The sequence below is a fragment of the Neobacillus sp. PVCKKU3 genome (assembly GCF_058323225.1).
The window spans coordinates 1-17,264 of the sequence record NZ_JBLVQN010000046.1 but is presented as its reverse complement, the minus strand read 5'-3'; the positions used below and the strand labels follow the sequence as shown (position 1 = coordinate 17,264).

Here is a 17,264-nt window from a genome sequence, read left to right as displayed (position 1 = left end):
TGTTATTCCCCCAATTCTTCCTGTTTCTTGTTGTCTAGAATTTGTGCTAATTTTTCATACGTGTTAATAAAAGTTGTGATTTCGGTTTCATCGAACTGGGTAATGATAGACTCAACTAATTGATGGACCTTTTCCTGGGCACTTTGAAACAGTTCGACGCCTTCTTTTGTTAGTGTTAAATAAACCACTCTGCGATCCTTTTCGTCTCTAGTTCTTTGTATCAAGCCTCTATCCGTCATTCGATTGATAATGGCTGTTATTGCACTTTTATTGACCTGAAAAGCTTCGGCCAATGCCGTTGAGGTACATTCTCCTGTCAGGTGGATATACCTTAAGATGTAGTGCTGGTCATTGGTCAATTCGTTTCCAAGTTGATTTTTAATTAAGGCTTCCGCCTTTTTATGTACCTGAAAGGAAATGTTTACATAACGGTCAATTAAATCCTGGATTGTGTTGTTATCCATTTTGCCTTCACCCCATTACTTTGCGAGAAAAATAGTTAACTTATTGAACTATTCACTTGTTAAACTATATAACAAAGTAAATATTGTGTCAATTAGGAACAAACAGCAAAAAAAGACCCTGATTGTATAACAATCAAGGCCATTGCTCCATATGCTTTTGTAGTTTTTTCCTATTCGTGATTCTTTTGATTAGATATATACCTGCTATCAATGCCAGCACATTTAATGAATCGCCAAAGTTAATTGTTAAACTGAATTGGTTATTCACCTTAATATCATTTTTATTGTTTGTTGTACTAGGACCACTTTTAATTTCCAGTTCTTTCTTTACCACTAGCATTCCCCCTAAAATCTAGCATTTCTCTATTAATTATATTCGGGGCGGGGGAAAGAATGCTAGATTTTAAAAAAGAGGTTTATGAAACAAATTAAGGAATCATCCTTCATTTTTTTCTTTTTCAACGGCATTTTTAAAAATACGTTTCAGGGCTTCATTTTGCATTCTCATGTATTCAAGCAATGCTTCTTTTTCTTCCTCATCGAGCACGAGTTCATCCTTTTTTTCCTTTTCCATGCAAATCACCCCAATTTAGCTATTAATAGCATTTTAACTGATTCGGAACGTCGATTAAAGTAGTATTAAAAATTTAAAAAAGGCAATAATGGTTAATGCTGAGAAAAATATTCTTATGAAGGAATTGACTTTTAGCTAAGGGAAATATATAATTTTTTCAAAAATATAACTAGAAACAATGACGGGGATTAGTAAAATGAAAAGGTCTTACCAAGAGAGGAAACCATTGGTGCGAGGTTTCTTAAGACGGTCATTTGAACCTGCCTCCCGAGTTCTGTATCGGATGGATTGAAGATACATGCGGATCAAATCCGTTATCATGCAAAGAGTTTAAAGCATTTGCTTTATGAATTTAGGGTGGTACCGCCAGGCCTTGGTCCCTTTTTTAGGATCAGGGCCTTTTTATATGCAAAAAGCTAAATGCGTCTAAAACAGGCGCTGGAGCGGGAAATATTTTTCAGAAAATGATGAGGTGTCAAAATGGCTAAGGAATTTGTAAAAGATATTACTGCAATGGATGAGGACTTCGCGCAGTGGTATACAGATGTTGTTACTAAAGCAGATTTAATCGATTATTCAAGTGTTCGCGGTTCGATGATTATCCGCCCATATGGGTTTGCATTGTGGGATAATATCAAAAATGAAGTAGACCGTCGGATCAAAGAAACAGGGCATGAAAATGTTTATATGCCATTATTTATCCCTGAAAGTCTGCTTCAAAAAGAAAAGGACCACGTAGAGGGTTTTGCTCCTGAAGTTGCATGGGTTACCCATGGCGGATCTGAGGAGTTGGCAGAAAGATTAGTTGTCCGCCCAACTTCTGAGGTTCTGTTCTGTGAGCATTATAAAAATATTATTCACTCCTATCGCGATTTACCAAAGCTTTATAATCAATGGGCAAACGTCGTCCGCTGGGAGAAAACAACCCGTCCATTCTTACGGACATTAGAATTCTTATGGCAGGAAGGCCATACTGCCCATGCAACCGATGAAGATGCGATGGAAGAAACCATCAAAATGCTGAATGTGTATGCTGATGTACTTGAGAACACTCTAGCGATTCCTGTTGTAAAAGGGGAAAAAACACAAAAGGAAAAATTCGCTGGGGCAAAACATACCTTTACGGTTGAAAGCTTAATGCATGATGGAAAAGCATTGCAATCCGGTACTTCCCACCACTTTGGCACTGGCTTTGCAGAAGCATTTGGCATCCAATACACCGACAAAGACGGAAAGCTGCAATATGTCCATCAAACATCATGGGGCTTTACAACCCGTGTAATCGGCGCCTTAATCATGGTGCACGGCGATGACCGCGGTCTTGTGATTCCGCCAAAGGCAGCACCAACTCAAGTCATGATTGTGCCAATCGCACAGCATAAAGAGGGCGTACTGGACTTTGCATATGACTTGAAAAATTCCCTTAGCAAAGTGGCTCGTGTCGATATCGATGCCAGCGACAAAAAGCCAGGCTGGAAGTTCAATGAGTACGAAATGAAAGGTATTCCTGTCCGTTTGGAAGTTGGTCCAAAGGATATCGAAAACAAGCAGGTAGTTTTGGTACGCCGGGACACTTTGGAAAAAATCGTCGTTTCAATGGATCAATTAGAAGAGAAGCTTGTAGCGCTGCTTGAGGAGATTCAGTCGAACCTGTACAACAAAGCGTTAAAGCATCGTGAAGAAAGAACCTCGGTTGCGACTACACTTGCTGAATTAAAGGAATCTTTAGAAGCAAAGCCAGGATTTATCAAAGCAATGTGGTGCGGCGAGTTAGCCTGTGAGGAAAAAATCAAAGAAGATACCGGCGCTACGTCACGTTGTATCCCATTTGAACAAGAAAAAGTATCAGATAAATGCGTTTGCTGCGGAAAAGATGCTGATCAGATGGTTTACTGGGCAAAAGCATATTAAAAATTACCTTTTTGGGGGGCTCTTTCGATGGGAAGAGCCCATTTTTTAGGAGGTGCACAAAATGAAACCTATCTTAATAGATTTCCCAGAAGAATTTCACACAGAAAGATTAGTTATCCGTAAGCCGATGCCGGGTGACGGAAAAGCGGTTTATGAGGCAATGCAGGCTTCCTTGACCGAACTGAAGCCGTGGATGCCTTGGGCCCACCGCGATCAAACGCCAGAAGAGGTAGAGGCCAACATGCGTGAAGCGCATGCGAAGTTTCTCACTAGAGAAGATCTAAGATTTCATATATTTCATAAAGAAACCGGTGAATTTATTGCATCTTCCGGATTGCATAGGATCAACTGGGATGTTCCCAAATTTGAAATTGGCTACTGGATTGATACGCGGCATAGCGGAAAGGGTTACATAACGGAAGCGGTTGAGGGTATTATCAATTTTGCTTTTCAGGAATTGAAAGCCAAGCGGGTAGAAATCCGCTGCGATTCCAAAAACGTGAAAAGCCGGGCCATTCCAGAACGTCTGGGATTTGACCTGGAAGGCATTTTAAAAAATGATAGTATTTCTGTTGTAGGTAATGAACCAAGAGATACATGTGTTTTTGCCAAAATAAAATAAAGTATCAAAAAAACTCGACCAAAAGTCGAGTTTTTAAATTAGCTAGGGACGTAACTAAATAATATTTTGTAATCGCTAAATATTCACGAATATATGATTTTGGGACAGCAATCAACGGTGTATCCGCTGGAAGCCCTTGTACCTTAAGGTTGGCGTCAGCGGCAAGTGACAAGGCACGATAGAGATGAAAGTCGTTCGTTACTACAACACCATCTTTAGCAGATTTCGGAATGAGCTTTTTTGAAAAATGGATATTTTCATATGTATCAGTTGATTTACCTTCTAAAACAATCCGAGATTCGTTAATCCCAAGTTTCTGCAGTTCTCTTTTAATACATTCAGCTTCAGATATATCCTCTCCGGGACCTTGCCCTCCTGAAGCAATGGCTATTGTGCTTGGGTTTTTCTTTAAATATACGGAAGCTGCATCTATTCGGCTAGCTAACGTTAACGATGGTTCGGTGCCTTTCACTCTTGCGCCAAGAACAATTAGGTAATCCGCATTTTTAGCAGGAACTACACCATAATTTAAGGATATCTTATATTGTAAAAACGCTGCATAAATGATCCCCGCCGCAAATATTACCCAAAACAATAAAACTACTTTTTTTCGAATCCATTTCATTGATTACTCACCTCAACAATTTACCAATCCTTTTTATTTTACATTATAAATGAATTGACTGGAAAATTTTGCGACTAAAGTCATAGTCCGAATTATTCAAAAATAACAATATGTGATTTGCATCACTTATTCTCAGTGATTTCTATCATATAATTCACTACGGATATATAAATTCACTACATTTATAGTGGAAACATAAAGAGGAGTGACAATAATGTTAGACCAAAAAACAATCGAGATTATTAAATCAACAGTTCCAGTTTTAGAACAACACGGTGAAAAAATTACGACACGCTTTTATCAGCTTATGTTCGGGAACCATCCTGAATTATTGAACATTTTCAATCACGCCAACCAAAAACAGGGAAGACAACAAAAAGCTCTTGCCGGAACGGTTTATGCTGCGGCAATGTATATTGACAATCTTGAAGCCATTATTCCTGTAGTCAAACAAATTGCCCACAAGCATAGAAGCCTCGGCATCAAACCAGAGCATTATCCGATTGTCGGAAAACATTTGCTGCTTGCTATCAAGGATGTTTTAGGAGATGCAGCAACTGATGAAATCATCGATGCCTGGGCTCAAGCTTATGAAGTAATCGCAGGTGCCTTCATCGGTGTGGAAGCAGAAATGTATGGTCAAGCAGCTAATCAAACAGGCGGCTGGGACGGTTTCCGCAACTTTATCGTTGAACGCAAAGTGATCGAAAGTGATGTCATTACATCCTTCTATTTAAAGCCTGAAGACCAAAAAGAGATTGCCGGTTTTGAACCAGGTCAATATATTAGTATTTCACTAGAGATTAAAGGGGAAAAGTTTACCCATATCCGTCAATACAGCCTTTCAGATGCTCCAGGAAAAGATTACTATCGTATCAGCGTGAAACGCGAGGCTGGTACTCCAAATCCGGATGGAGTCGTATCTAATTACCTTCATGATGAAGTAAAAGAAGGAGACATTTTAAAGGTAAGTGCGCCAGCAGGGGATTTTGTGTTAAATACTGAAAAAACGAATCCGGTCGTATTACTTAGCGGCGGTGTAGGTTTAACTCCAATGATGAGCATGTTAAAAACAGTGGTAGAACTTCAGCCGGAAAGAAAGGTTACCTTCGTCCATGCGGCAGCAAATGGTAATGTCCATGCGCTTAGGGAAGAAGTTGAAGAACTTGCACAGCTTGACAATGTAAATAGCTGCATTTTTTATGATTCCCCAACAGAAGATGATCGCCAAAACAATCGTTTCGATGTTGAAGGCTATGTGACACGTGAATGGCTGCAAGAGAATGTAGCAATTGAAGATGCTGAATTCTATTTCTGTGGACCGGTTCCATTCATGAAGGCCATTAATGGCTCTTTAAAAGGACTTGGGGTAACTGAAGAGAGAATCCACTTTGAATTCTTTGGACCAATGGGAAGTTTAGAAAATAACGAAAAGGATACAGCCATTGCCGAACAGTCTGAGGAGTTAGTTACAGTTTAATAAACAAAAACCCGAATTTCCAAGAATGGAATTCGGGTTTTATTTTTAGCTAATAGAAAGTATAAATTTTTACAAATTTATACTTTCCTAACGCATAAATTCAACTACGCCTCTGTCTTCGTCCTATCGGACTAGCCAATCGGCGAGTTTTCATTTATTCGCATACCCAGGAAAGACCTGTCGTCCCGACCCCAGTATGAACTCCTGCAACGGTTATCAACATCATAATCTCAGTTTTTAAATTTGGGAAGGTTTCGTTAAGTAATTTCTCCAGTTCCGATGCCTTTTTTGAATCGTTTGCGTGAAGAATAGCTGCTTTTTGAACCTTTTTTGTTTCCAAATCTTCTTTTAATGTCTTTATTAGCCAAGCAAAGGCTTTTTTATCGGAACGGACCTTGTCTTTAATTTTTGCCGTACCTTCCTCGATGGCTAATATCGGCTTAATATTTAGAAGCGATGCTAGTATTTTTTGTCCGCCTGAGACGCGGCCGCTTTTGTGCAGCTGATCGAGATTAGAAGGGACTAAAAATAGTCGCGTATGTTCACGCAAAGCATTTAGCTTGTTTACAACTTCTTCAATCTCAAGTCCTTGTTCAACAAGCTCAATCCCTCTTTTAACAATAAAGGAAAGTGGATAAGAACCTGTAAGGGAATCAATAGCGTAAAGTTTAAAGCCAGCCATATTAGCGGCTAAAACGGAAGTTTGATAGGTACCGGTTAGAACACTTGATGCATGGACAGCAATCCCGAAATCATATTCCTCTTTCAACTTCTCATAGAGCTCTACGAAATCATTGATGGACGGCTGGGAAGATTGGAATTTCCCATCCTCATTTTTCATTCGCTCGTAAAATTCCTCTTGAGTAATATCAATCGTTTCCTTATAAAATTCGTCGTTAATAACAACATGAAGCGGGATAACATGTATGTCATTCTTCTCAATAAATTCCTTAGAGAGAGAAGATGTTGTATCGGTAATCCATGCAATCTTTGCCTTGTTCATAAGTCCTCTTCCTTCCGCGTAATTCAATAGATGTAATAGCTTACATTTCAAAATAGCAAATCATGTAGTTTTCATAACTACATAAAAGATACTAGAATCGTATTGTAGAGTCAATAATTATTTTAAGTTTCGCTTAAAATTCATATTCTCAAATTTGCTTCCCAAACAATTAGTGTTTAAATTAAAGATAGAAGAAGGGCAGAAAGGATGAACATATGAGTAAGAATTCAATTCGGGCGATAACGGGCGTGGCAGCCCTCCTTTGTCTCCTCTGGCTGGGAGGACTCGGTTGGGCAGTTGGGGAGTATTATGCAGGTACATCGGAAAATATCTCTAAGCCATCCGTTTCGGAGCAGAAAGTTGATCAGAAAAAGGGATTAACCGTAGTGGCTCTTGGGGATTCCTTAACACGAGGAACTGGTGATGAGACGGGGAAAGGCTATGTAGGTGTCCTTGTTGACGAAATCAAGGAAAAAACCAAAAAGTCTGTCCAACTGACCAACCTCGGCATTAATGGCCAAAGATCGGACCAGCTTCGCAACCAGGTTCAGGAGGAGGAAGTCGGAAGACAAATCCAAAAAGCAGATGTTGTGCTAGTGACAATCGGCGGTAACGATTTGTTTCGAGGCGGACAGGGGTTAATGGATTTCCAAGCGGAGGATATAACCGCCATTGAGAAAAAATATCTGGATAATTTGAATTTTATTTTCACGGAAATCCGCAAACACAATCAGACTGCCAATGTGTTCTTTGTTGGTTTGTACAATCCTTTCATTGAATTAAATCAAGGAAAAGAAATGTCAAAAGTTGTTCGGAAATGGAATTACGATAGCGCTGAAATTAGTGCCTTATTCCCTAAAATCGTATTTGTTCCGACGTTCGATTTATTTGAATTGAAGGTAAATGATTATTTATATTCGGATAAGTTCCATCCGAATCAAAAAGGGTATCGGTTAATAGCTGAACGAGTTGCTGCATTGATGACATGGTAAGGAGTTAAACCGATGGAGAAAAAAATAACATTGTCCGTTAAGGATTTGAAAAAAGTAATCGGGCGTAGAGAGATTATCAGGGGATTGAGCTTTGACTTGCGGGAAGGAGAAGTATTTGGCTTCCTCGGGCCAAATGGCGCAGGCAAAACAACGACAATCCGTATGCTTGTCGGTCTAATCAAACCGACCTCCGGAACTATTCACATTTGTGGTTATAACATTAGAGAGCATTTTCAAAAGGCAATGGAAAATTTGGGCTGCATTGTCGAAAATCCAGAATTATACCCATATTTGTCGGGTTATAATAACCTGCTTCACTTTGCTCGCATGCTTGATGGGATCGGCGAAGAACGCATTAAGGAAGTGACGGAGCTTGTTGGCTTGGCCGAAAGAATTCATGATAAAGTAAAAACTTACTCACTTGGTATGCGGCAGCGCCTGGGAATTGCCCAAGCACTATTAGGAAATCCGAAGGTGCTGATTCTGGATGAGCCGACTAACGGACTAGATCCCGCCGGAATTCGTGAAATGCGGGAATTTATCCGCTTTTTGGCCGAACAGGAAGGATTGAGTGTCCTTGTCTCGAGCCATTTATTAAGTGAAATTCAATTATTGTGTGACCGGGTTGCCATTATTTCAAAGGGTGCCATCATACGCATCGATACAGTTGAAAAGTTGTTATCAAATCGTGAAAGAGTCGTCTGGCGGCTTGCGCCGATTGACAAAGGAAAACAAGTATTAGCAGCGATGACAGCAATAGAGGAAAAAGAAGACGGCACCATTTTAACAGAGTTTGACGAACAAAGAACGCCTGAGTGGAATAAACAGCTTGTTGATGCTGGCGTTTCGGTAATTGAATTCCATCGAAAGCTTCCTGTGCTCGAAGATTTGTTCCTTGAGCTTACTGGGGGTGAGACAATTGCATAAATTGATTCAAAATGAAATGCTCAAACTGATAGCCAAGAAACGATTAATCGTTATTGCCATCATCATTGGCGTTCTTGTCATGTTGTTTACTTATGCTCAATATAAGCAGATTGAAACACAGCGGGAGAAATTGGGTACCAGTGATTGGCGGACCATACTTCAGCAGCAGATTGTCGACACCACCAATCGTTTATCGAGCAGCCGGATTTCAGACGAATGGAAAAAACAGCTGCAAATCTCGCTTCAGCAGCAGCAGTATTACCTTGAACATGATATTAATCCTTCTGAACCCGGGGCACCTACTTTTATGCGGATTTTTCTGGAAAATTCAATTGACCTGTTTATTCCTTTAATGGTGATGGTTATAGCCAGTGACTTGGTTTCCTCTGAGCATAGTCTTGGCACTGTCAAACTGCTCTTAACACGGCCCGTCAAAAGATGGAAAATCCTCTTGAGCAAATACATAACACTATGCCTTGCCGTTTCATTAATTATTGCCATTGCCGGAATTCTCTCATATGGTATTTCCGGTCTTGTTTTCGGATACAAAGGATGGGGCGCACCGATCCTAACTGGGTTCAGCGTTACCGATACCGGGTTAAATACATCTGAAGTAAGGCTGTTAAGTCTGTGGAAGTTTTTATTAATGGATTTTGGACTTGTTTGGTTCGTAGCTATCGTCGTTGGCACCTTGTCGTTTATGTTATCGGTTTTAATCCGCAGTACCGCGGCAGGGATGGGGGTTATGCTGGCAGCCTTAATTTCCGGGGCGATTTTAAATAATATGGTTTCATCATGGAAATCAGCCAAATTCTTTTTTATGGTGAATTTAAGACTGACAGACTATATGAAGGGGAACGCACCGCCAATTGAAGGTATGACGCTGTCGTTTTCATTGCTCACCCTGTTAGTGTGGTGGGCGGCAGCATTAATGGTATCGTTTATGGTCTTTACCAAGAGGGATGTTTACTAAATTAAAATTTGATAGAAATTTTTAAATTTTATAAAATAAAAGGTGTAAACGAAGAAAATGGGGGAATCAATATGTCTTTTGTCGTCAAAAAAATTGATCATGTCCAACTGGCTGCTCCAAAAGGCTGTGAAGACGAAGCAAGAAAATTTTTTGGAGATATTTTAGGGTTAGCCGAGGTGGAGAAACCGGAGGAATTAAAGAAACGCGGCGGCGTTTGGTTTGAGTTTGGTACGTTCCAAATTCATATTGGAGTAGAGGATCCCTTTAGCCCTGCTAAAAAAGCCCATCCTGCCCTTGTTGTGGAAAACATCGACGCCTTAAAAGAGCATCTAAATAATAACGATATACCTTTTACTACAGACGACAATCTACCTGGTGCAAACCGGATTCACCTGCATGATCCATTCGGAAACCGCCTTGAGTTATTAGAATGGATATAAAAAACAGCCCGCCGTTACAAGCGGGCTGTTTTCTATATCTGATGAGATTCTGTCTTTCTGATCAATCGAGACAGGTAAGTTGGCTGCATCCTTTAATCATAAGGTTATTGTTTTGCAGTGAATTTGACAGGATCGCGGTCGATTCTAAAGTGCTGCTTTAGGATTAATGCAGGTCCGCCGAGATTGAACAAATATCGTGCTTCAATCACTTGTTTCATGAAGGCGCCAAATAAACCGGAAAGGCGGAAGCGACCAACTAAGCCAACTGCGGCAAAATTGCCAATGGAAGCAACTGTCCCTTTATGATGGTATTCAAACACCTTCAATTCATTGCCGCGGAGTGTAGACACAATATTCTGTGCACAAACAGGTGCTTGCTGGAGGGCAACCTGCGCAGTAGGGGGTAAAGAGCTTTTTTCATCCTTCATGAATAGTGAGCAATCCCCAACGCTGAAGACGGTCGTCATATTTTTTACCCTAAGGTACGAATCAACAGGAATCTTTCCTTTTTCAAGCGGCAATCCAAATTTTTCGACAATGGAATTTGCCTTTACGCCACAGGACCATATGATAGTTCGAGCAGGAATTTCCAAATCGGATTCTAACAATAGTTTTTCTGGAGTGCATTCCAATATCTTCTTCGAAGTCAATAATTCAACATTAAATTTCTCTAATGTTTCAGTTGCATACTTTATTGATTGTTTTGGAAAGAAGGGAATAACAGATTGAGCCGCTTCCACGGCAATGATTTTTACTTTTTCAAATGGAATATTGTGTTGTCTGCAAAGATTTGGCAGTCCCTCGGCTAATTCTCCTAGCATCTCAATCCCGGTAAATCCTCCGCCAGCAACCACAAAGGTTAACCGAGAAGGGTCTTGATCCTCTTTATAGAGGTTCAACTGCTTTGTGATATGATGATAAATTGCTTTTGAGCTCCTAAAGCTGCGGATTGCCAAGGCATTTTCTTTAATGCCTGGAATCCCAAATGTTTCTACTTCAAAGCCTAATGCCGTCACTAAATAGTCATATTCGATGGTATCCCCGCCATCTAGCTGAACTAACTGGTTTTGGATATCGACAGTGGATACCGCACCTTTAATAAATCGGGTTTTGTTAGTGTCAACTAAATCCGGAATGGAAATGGCAAATTGCCGATCACCCGCCGTACCAACGCCAATTTTGTGGAGCTGGGTGGTTATGTAATGATAATCGTGTTTATTAATAAGGGTTACGTCTGCTTCCCCATCTTTTAACAACTTCTCCAGTCGTTTGCTTGTAATAATGCCCCCGTATCCAGCACCGAGAATCACAATTTTTGGCTTTGTCATATGTCATCAGCTCCCAGAAAAATATCTATATTGTGAAATGTTTCACATAATATTTTAAAAAAATAAGACAAAAAATCTCATTTCATTTCCCTGTGTGAAAACATTCACAATCAATTTATGTATATAGGTTACGATATTTTTTCAGAGAGTACAAGTTAATAATCACTAAAATTTTGTCAAAATGGTAAATTTTTTTTCGTAAATTGGGCATTATAAATTCGTGCCTAATTACATTCATTGGTTTCGAAAAAATATAAAAGATTTTGAAAGGAGATTTTTATGAAAAGCAAAATTGCTTGTTTATTATTAGGACTGTTCTTGGCGGTACCTGGTCTTGGGAAGGCGAATATGGTGCCTGACACCACTGGGAAACAGCTTGAAAAACCCTGTGACTGCGAAGCGGAAGAGACTAAGCATGAACATGGGATGCATCGTGACTGGCAGGCTAAAATGGCAGAACGGCAGAAGCAGCTTTTATCATCGGTAGAGAAGTATACTCCAGATAAGAAAAAAGACTGGGAGGCTGTTCTGAAGGAGAGAAATGCTCTTCGCACCAAATGGATGAGTCCGGAAAATGCCGAAAAACGGGAGCAATGGAAGAAAGAGAAAATGCAAAAAATGACTGAGCTTAAGAAACAATTAGATGAAGGGAAAATTACCAAAGAAGAATTTATCAAAAAGGCTCATGGTGAAAAAGATATGATGAAATGGAAAACATTTCATGACCTTAGGCTTGCGGTAGAGAAAAACGATTCGAAAAAGGCAGCAGAAACCCTTAATCAATTATTAATACAATTTAAGGACCATAATGCGAAGCTCAAAGAAAAACTCGGTGAATAAAAATATCTCAAAGAAAAAGCCAATTATTTGTAGTTGGCTTTTTCTATTGAGTGTTTATGCCAATAAAAAATTACATTATTAAAAGCTTGTCAAAGGGGAATTTTAAAAGGGAGACATGAAGGGGAGGTATGGGTATGGATCGAAAAAAATTAATGATGACAACTGTAGCATTAGGGGCTGCGTATTTAATGCGGAATGACAAGTCCCGTAAAAAAATCATGAATCAACTCCAGGGACTAGCAAAAAAATCAAGAAGATAATGACTAGTAAAAAGGCTGCCTCAACACGGGTCAAACCCTTGTGTTTTGAGACAGCCTTGTTTTTAGGATTATTTTGTAATGTCGACTTTTTTCGCCTCTTTAATGTCTTCATGTATTTCCGTCTTAATATCTTCAGCAATTCCGCTGGTGGCATTTTTAAATTCACGGATGGACTTACCAAAGGCACGGCCAATTTCCGGCAGTTTATTTGGACCAAAAATAACTAACGCAACAATTAAAATCAAAATTAATCCGGGTACTCCAATGTTGGAAAACATTCCTTCATCTCCTAGCGATGATTATTTGTTCAGATATATTATACAGATTTATCCGCCATTATTCTAGCACTGTCTATTCCAAGGCTACCGATGTATTTTCATGTCCATCATAGAAATCTTTTATGGCTTTATCAACATAAACCCAGCCTTTCCAGCCTATATGAATAGTATCTTTCATAAAGTAGGGGTCGTATTCATGATTGGAGAAATCGGCAACCCGAAAGTCGTTCGCCTCAATTTGCTTCTTAATACGATCGTAGTAGGCGGTTCGACCCTCTTGAGGGAAATCAGTATAGTCATACCATTTACCATTGACCGGAACAGATATAAATAAGGGTTCTGCCCCTGAATCCTTTAAAAGATCAAGAACAAGTTCAAAATCATCGTATTCAGGTGATTCGCCATAAGAAGCACCTGTTTTTGAGTTTTTTAATGAAGGCAATAATTTTCGAATTTTATCATACTGGTAGTTACTAATATAGAAGGCATTATTCGTTGCTCTTTTCTCACCATATCGGTCTGCCTGTTCCGCTAATTCAGTCCATGATTTATTTTTAACCGATGGACTAATGTCTCGTTTGCTTGAAAACCCACCCGCTAACGTATAATAAAGGTCTTTCTTCTCCAATAACTCCCGATAGGTGAACGCAATCGGACGCACCAGATAACTTGCTCGTTTAATCCACGGATCTTTTGTCAATTCCGCCCGGTACATAGTAGAAAGAATCGGATCGTTTTGTACAGGCGAGAACTGTAAAAGACGTTTCATTGCCTTTTTCTTAAGGTCTGGATTGATATTTTTGTTAAAGGCTAAATCATATCCCTGTAAAGAGGAATAGTTTGGAACAAAATGGGTTTCGTCTGTACCTTCAGGCTGGAACCATTGTGGCGATAGAACAAAAACTAACTTCTTTCCTTTCAGCTGCTGGGCATGTTCTGAAAAATTAAGAAAATGGATTAATGATTCCATTCCTCCCCGGCCAACAAGAAAAGGGGTAAAATCTGCCCCGGTTTCTTGAAAATAATTATTTGGGTGGAAACGGTCCAGCCTTGCAAGCTCAGAAGACCCATAAATAGGTAAATAACGAGGATCTTCAAGCATCTTATCTTGAATATACTTACCTTGAAACATAAATGGGTTTAATTCTGTTGCAGCTTGTGCTACCCTGTTTTTGGGAATCATATTGATAATCCAATTATTGGGTATCCCAATGATCATAACCAATCCAAGAAAGGCGATGAGGATGGGAGAAAATAAGGCTTTTTTCATTTTAAATCAGCCAGCTGAATGGCAATTTGATTCGGTGTATTCCATGTTTCACGATCAAATTCTGTAATCGGAACAGTAATACCGAAACGTTCCTCGGCTTGGACAAGCAGTTCGACTGTTCCGAATGAATCTAATAAACCGGCATCAAATAAATCAATATCCGGATTTTCCTTCACAATATCGTCCTGACAAATTTCTGCCAATAAAGTAATCACTTCATTTTTGAATTCCATCTTAATCAAGCTCCTTTATGAAATAATTGTCCAGAGAAAATATAAAAACCAAAGCAAATGAAATGGAAGGTAATCACAATTGAGATGGCATTTGTCCATTTATTTTGCGGCCACCATTTATGCTTTTTATTCAACTGCTCAAATGAATTATAGGCTACCATTAATACAGCGTGGTAAATCCCATAAATGATATATTGCATCTCAAGGCCGTGCCAGACTCCCATTAATAAAAACAGTAGAATATAGCCAAGGTTTGAGAGCAGGTTTCTGTTTTTTGTCCATTTCTTCTTAGTCATCCAAAAGACAAATCTCATATAGACATAGTCCCTAAACCAAAAAGAAAGGCTCATATGCCAGCGGTTCCAGAAATCTTTTATATTACGGCTGATAAATGGCTTATTAAAGTTTTCCGGCGATTTAATCCCCATAATATAGCTGACACCGACTGCAAACGCACTATAACCGGCAAAATCAAAAAATAGGTAAAGGCTGTAAGCATACATATAATAAAGATGATTCTCAAAATGACTGTGAGCAATAAATCTCAGATTGGCTATAAAATAGTGATTAATAGAGTATCCGATAATGTATTTATATAGGAAACCACGAAAAATTTTATTGATTCCTTCATATAGTAACAATTTATATTGTTCCCCTGGCATTTCAAGAGCCATATCTTTTTCAAATCGACGATAGCGGTCAATCGGGCCTGATGAAATAGTCGGGAAAAACAAGATAAAATAGAGCAGTCGGGAAAGGGGAGGGTTTTTCTTGATCAGTCCATCCCTTGTTTCCATCACTAATTGTGTGCCCTTAAACGTTAAATAGGAAATACCTAGAAAACTGATGAAATTAACATCCGAAAAATAGGGCAGCAGCTTGGAAAGAACAAGCGGTAAAATCGATATGATCACGGCCCCGTAAAAGACGCCATTGCTATTGCTTTTTTTTCGGTAAGATATATATGACTGTATTAATACTACCTGCCAAACGGTAAAGATAATTAAGTCCGCAGCCTGCTTAAGGGATGAAGCAAAGATTAACCCTAGGGCAACAACCGTAATAAACATATTGTAGGTGTGAAACCTTTTTCCCATAAGTCCCAGAACAGCAGTTGGCGCTAATAGTACAGCAAGGATGATAAAGAATGTAAAAGAACCATATGGTGTCATTGCAACACCAATTCCTTGAATTTTTTTCGATCCATTTTTCCGTTTGCCGTCATCGGCAGTTCTTCAAAATAGGAGAACTTTCTCGGAATCATATAGACGGGCAATACCTCGCTGAGTTCTTTTTTGATAGCACTGGTCAACTGAAATTCCTTTTCAAACTCATGAGCAGTAGGGATGATGGCTGCCAGTAAATACTCTATTTTGTCATTTTGGTAAATAGGCACTACCGCTGCTGATTTAACATATTTGGAATTGGCAATATGATATTCAATCTCCTCCAATTCCATCCGGTAGCCGTGCAGTTTGATTTGAAAATCCATTCTGCCTTTGTAGAAAATAAAACCTTTTTCGTCGATAAAGGCTGCGTCACCAGTTCGATATGCCTGTTTATCATCGAAACGAAGAAACGCTTTTTCAGTCAGCTCTTTTTCTCCAAGATAGCCTTTACTTACACTTGGACCAACAATAATCATTTCACCTTTTTCTCCCCGTGGGACGGGGGTGCCGTTTTCATCGACAATGAAAATCTGGGTATCTGCTTTAGATTTTCCGATTGGCAGATTGGGATTCGCTTCAAGCAATTCTGAAGTTACCTCAACGGAAGTTACAGCAACCGTTGCTTCCGTAGGCCCGTAGGTGTTATAAATCCTGGCTTTAGGGAATCGTTCTATTAACTGCTGACAAATCGTAGCCGGCAAGATCTCACCGCAAAATAAGAATATCCTCAGTTCCGGTAAAAGCTCTTGGTTAAAGGACGGATCCATTAAACACATTTGCACGAAAGATGGTGTCGAGGTCCAGACCTCTGTTTTGGATTTTGCTAATGCTGCGAATAGCAACTTTGGCTTGGCAATCATCTCTTTTGTAATCGCAAAAATAGTCCCTCCGCTTGCAAGCGCTGGATATAGGTCCATTACGGAAAGATCAAAAGAGTAGGGAGCCTGGTTTAAAAACCGCTGATTTCTTGTGATTGGAAAGTCGTTCAACATCCAATCGACAAAGCTTTGCAGGTTATTGGCGGAAATCTGCACACCTTTTGGATTGCCCGTACTGCCCGATGTATAAATAATGTAATAGTTTTCGTCACCGTCAACCCAATTTGCAACATGAATTGGGGCAGTAGTTACCTGTTCAGCCATGACTTTTTCAAAATTAACAGTCGTGACAGGAAGATTGTCAAAATCAAGGTCCAGCCCAGTTGTATTAATAACCAATTCCGCATGGGAACGGCTAATGATCGTCATGATTCTTTCGATTGGAATGGAGGTATCAACAGGGATATAGGCTAAACCTGCTTTTACGCAGCCCAAAAAGGAACTAATCATGGAAGCATCCATATGGCCGTAAACAATCACAGGAGTTTTTCTTTCGTTCATTTCGTTAAGAAGATATGCTCCTACTTGTTCAGATTGTCTCCATAACTCACCATAAGTGATTTCTTCAGTGGGAGAGATATATGCCAATGTATTTGGATTTGAAATTGCAAAGCTCTGAATGGTTGATAACATTTTCATCTTGGATGCCTCCCGTTAAAAATCGTTATAAATATAAGCACCTGCGCTTGCGTCGTTGAAGCCATACATGAAGAATAATAGAAGGAGGATAAGCAAGTAATAAAAAAATCTGCCAAACCATTTTATCTTTTGATTGGCAAAGAAAACTTTTAACCTAGCAAACATTGGTGAATCCTCCAGTATTGTTGTTTTGATGTAGTTAAAATGAACCATTTTTTTAATCTACTAACTAATCATAAATAGCTTTTAATCCCGCCTCAATAAATAAAAACTTAATAAATTATTAAATTTTATTAAGAAACTCAAAAGGAATTGGGGGGACAGGCTGTTGAAAAGTCTGTTGATTTGCGCTCCAGGC

21 protein-coding genes and 1 other annotated feature are annotated in these 17,264 nt (G+C 39.4%); of the genes, 9 read left to right on the top strand and 12 right to left on the bottom strand.

What is annotated here, in order from left to right; genetic code table 11:
- Nucleotides 1–2: 2 nt before the first annotated feature.
- The 3 genes from ACNQGS_RS24125 to ACNQGS_RS24115 form a co-directional block, all read right to left on the bottom strand.
- Nucleotides 3–464 (bottom strand): MarR family winged helix-turn-helix transcriptional regulator, encoded by a 462-nt coding sequence (locus tag ACNQGS_RS24125; protein WP_491489543.1) that lies wholly within the window; start codon nucleotides 462–464, stop codon nucleotides 3–5.
- A 133-nt stretch (nucleotides 465–597) separates the two neighbouring features.
- Nucleotides 598–798, bottom strand: coding sequence for a hypothetical protein (locus tag ACNQGS_RS24120; protein ID WP_491489542.1), 201 nt, complete (start codon nucleotides 796–798; stop codon nucleotides 598–600).
- Nucleotides 799–900: 102 nt separating this feature from the next.
- Nucleotides 901–1,038, bottom strand: coding sequence for a hypothetical protein (locus ACNQGS_RS24115; RefSeq protein WP_491489541.1), 138 nt, complete (start codon nucleotides 1,036–1,038; stop codon nucleotides 901–903).
- Between the two features lie 169 nt (nucleotides 1,039–1,207).
- Nucleotides 1,208–1,423: a binding site (T-box leader), on the top strand.
- A 95-nt stretch (nucleotides 1,424–1,518) separates the two neighbouring features.
- Between ACNQGS_RS24115 and proS the strand changes: the two genes are divergently transcribed.
- Together proS and ACNQGS_RS24105 are read left to right on the top strand one after the other, a co-directional pair.
- A complete protein-coding gene (gene proS / locus ACNQGS_RS24110) occupies nucleotides 1,519–2,949 on the top strand; it encodes a proline--tRNA ligase (protein ID WP_491489540.1) in 1,431 nt (476 codons plus the stop codon).
- Nucleotides 2,950–3,010: 61 nt separating this feature from the next.
- Nucleotides 3,011–3,571, top strand: coding sequence for a GNAT family N-acetyltransferase (locus tag ACNQGS_RS24105; RefSeq protein ID WP_491489539.1), 561 nt, complete (start codon nucleotides 3,011–3,013; stop codon nucleotides 3,569–3,571).
- Between the two features lie 4 nt (nucleotides 3,572–3,575).
- Here the strand turns inward: ACNQGS_RS24105 and ACNQGS_RS24100 are convergent, their stop codons facing one another.
- Nucleotides 3,576–4,187 carry a YdcF family protein gene (locus ACNQGS_RS24100; RefSeq protein WP_491489566.1) on the bottom strand — a complete coding sequence of 204 codons (612 nt, stop codon included), beginning with the start codon at nucleotides 4,185–4,187 and terminating at the stop codon, nucleotides 3,576–3,578.
- A gap of 223 nt (nucleotides 4,188–4,410) precedes the next feature.
- Here ACNQGS_RS24100 and hmpA point away from each other — a divergent pair, with 223 nt between their 5' ends.
- Complete coding sequence (gene hmpA / locus ACNQGS_RS24095; protein WP_491489538.1) at nucleotides 4,411–5,676, top strand: NO-inducible flavohemoprotein; 1,266 nt, start codon at nucleotides 4,411–4,413, stop codon at nucleotides 5,674–5,676.
- A gap of 154 nt (nucleotides 5,677–5,830) precedes the next feature.
- Here the strand turns inward: hmpA and ACNQGS_RS24090 are convergent, their stop codons facing one another.
- Entirely contained in the window at nucleotides 5,831–6,679 is an 849-nt protein-coding gene (locus ACNQGS_RS24090; RefSeq protein WP_491489537.1) for a DegV family protein, read from the bottom strand.
- A 215-nt stretch (nucleotides 6,680–6,894) separates the two neighbouring features.
- Here ACNQGS_RS24090 and ACNQGS_RS24085 point away from each other — a divergent pair, with 215 nt between their 5' ends.
- The 4 genes from ACNQGS_RS24085 to ACNQGS_RS24070 all read left to right on the top strand — a co-directional run bounded on the left by ACNQGS_RS24085 (nucleotide 6,895) and on the right by ACNQGS_RS24070 (nucleotide 10,011).
- Complete coding sequence (locus ACNQGS_RS24085) at nucleotides 6,895–7,671, top strand: SGNH/GDSL hydrolase family protein (protein ID WP_213140457.1); 777 nt, start codon at nucleotides 6,895–6,897, stop codon at nucleotides 7,669–7,671.
- Between the two features lie 12 nt (nucleotides 7,672–7,683).
- Nucleotides 7,684–8,598, top strand: a complete 915-nt coding sequence (locus ACNQGS_RS24080) for an ABC transporter ATP-binding protein (RefSeq protein WP_491489535.1) — start codon at nucleotides 7,684–7,686, stop codon at nucleotides 8,596–8,598.
- The gene (locus ACNQGS_RS24075) at nucleotides 8,591–9,571 is read left to right on the top strand and encodes an ABC transporter permease (RefSeq protein ID WP_423802021.1); all 981 of its coding nucleotides are present in this window, start codon (nucleotides 8,591–8,593) and stop codon (nucleotides 9,569–9,571) included. The genes ACNQGS_RS24080 and ACNQGS_RS24075 overlap by 8 nt, the downstream gene beginning before the upstream one ends.
- 71 nt (nucleotides 9,572–9,642) lie before the next feature.
- The gene (locus ACNQGS_RS24070; RefSeq protein WP_491489534.1) at nucleotides 9,643–10,011 is read left to right on the top strand and encodes a VOC family protein; all 369 of its coding nucleotides are present in this window, start codon (nucleotides 9,643–9,645) and stop codon (nucleotides 10,009–10,011) included.
- Between the two features lie 104 nt (nucleotides 10,012–10,115).
- Here the strand turns inward: ACNQGS_RS24070 and ACNQGS_RS24065 are convergent, their stop codons facing one another.
- Nucleotides 10,116–11,339 carry an NAD(P)/FAD-dependent oxidoreductase gene (locus tag ACNQGS_RS24065; protein ID WP_491489533.1) on the bottom strand — a complete coding sequence of 408 codons (1,224 nt, stop codon included), beginning with the start codon at nucleotides 11,337–11,339 and terminating at the stop codon, nucleotides 10,116–10,118.
- Between the two features lie 279 nt (nucleotides 11,340–11,618).
- Here ACNQGS_RS24065 and ACNQGS_RS24060 point away from each other — a divergent pair, with 279 nt between their 5' ends.
- Both ACNQGS_RS24060 and ACNQGS_RS24055 read left to right on the top strand, forming a co-directional pair.
- Nucleotides 11,619–12,179: a hypothetical protein gene (locus ACNQGS_RS24060; RefSeq protein WP_491489532.1), complete on the top strand. Its 561-nt coding sequence runs from the start codon at nucleotides 11,619–11,621 to the stop codon at nucleotides 12,177–12,179.
- A gap of 134 nt (nucleotides 12,180–12,313) precedes the next feature.
- Nucleotides 12,314–12,439 (top strand): hypothetical protein, encoded by a 126-nt coding sequence (locus ACNQGS_RS24055; RefSeq protein ID WP_491489531.1) that lies wholly within the window; start codon nucleotides 12,314–12,316, stop codon nucleotides 12,437–12,439.
- A gap of 68 nt (nucleotides 12,440–12,507) precedes the next feature.
- On the opposite strand, the gene ACNQGS_RS24050 is transcribed toward ACNQGS_RS24055, so the two are convergent.
- The 6 genes from ACNQGS_RS24050 to dltX all read right to left on the bottom strand — a co-directional run bounded on the left by ACNQGS_RS24050 (nucleotide 12,508) and on the right by dltX (nucleotide 17,071).
- Nucleotides 12,508–12,717 carry a twin-arginine translocase TatA/TatE family subunit gene (locus ACNQGS_RS24050; protein ID WP_491489530.1) on the bottom strand — a complete coding sequence of 70 codons (210 nt, stop codon included), beginning with the start codon at nucleotides 12,715–12,717 and terminating at the stop codon, nucleotides 12,508–12,510.
- A 73-nt stretch (nucleotides 12,718–12,790) separates the two neighbouring features.
- Nucleotides 12,791–13,987 (bottom strand): D-alanyl-lipoteichoic acid biosynthesis protein DltD, encoded by a 1,197-nt coding sequence (gene dltD, locus ACNQGS_RS24045; protein ID WP_491489529.1) that lies wholly within the window; start codon nucleotides 13,985–13,987, stop codon nucleotides 12,791–12,793.
- Nucleotides 13,984–14,220: a D-alanine--poly(phosphoribitol) ligase subunit DltC gene (gene dltC, locus ACNQGS_RS24040; protein ID WP_491489528.1), complete on the bottom strand. Its 237-nt coding sequence runs from the start codon at nucleotides 14,218–14,220 to the stop codon at nucleotides 13,984–13,986. Before dltC ends, dltD begins: the two co-directional genes overlap by 4 nt.
- A 5-nt stretch (nucleotides 14,221–14,225) precedes the next feature.
- Entirely contained in the window at nucleotides 14,226–15,392 is a 1,167-nt protein-coding gene (gene dltB / locus ACNQGS_RS24035) for a D-alanyl-lipoteichoic acid biosynthesis protein DltB (protein WP_491489527.1), read from the bottom strand.
- Entirely contained in the window at nucleotides 15,389–16,906 is a 1,518-nt protein-coding gene (dltA, locus tag ACNQGS_RS24030; protein ID WP_491489526.1) for a D-alanine--poly(phosphoribitol) ligase subunit DltA, read from the bottom strand. Before dltA ends, dltB begins: the two co-directional genes overlap by 4 nt.
- 15 nt (nucleotides 16,907–16,921) lie before the next feature.
- Nucleotides 16,922–17,071, bottom strand: a complete 150-nt coding sequence (gene dltX / locus ACNQGS_RS24025) for a teichoic acid D-Ala incorporation-associated protein DltX (RefSeq protein ID WP_213140447.1) — start codon at nucleotides 17,069–17,071, stop codon at nucleotides 16,922–16,924.
- Between the last annotated feature and the right edge of the window lie 193 nt (nucleotides 17,072–17,264).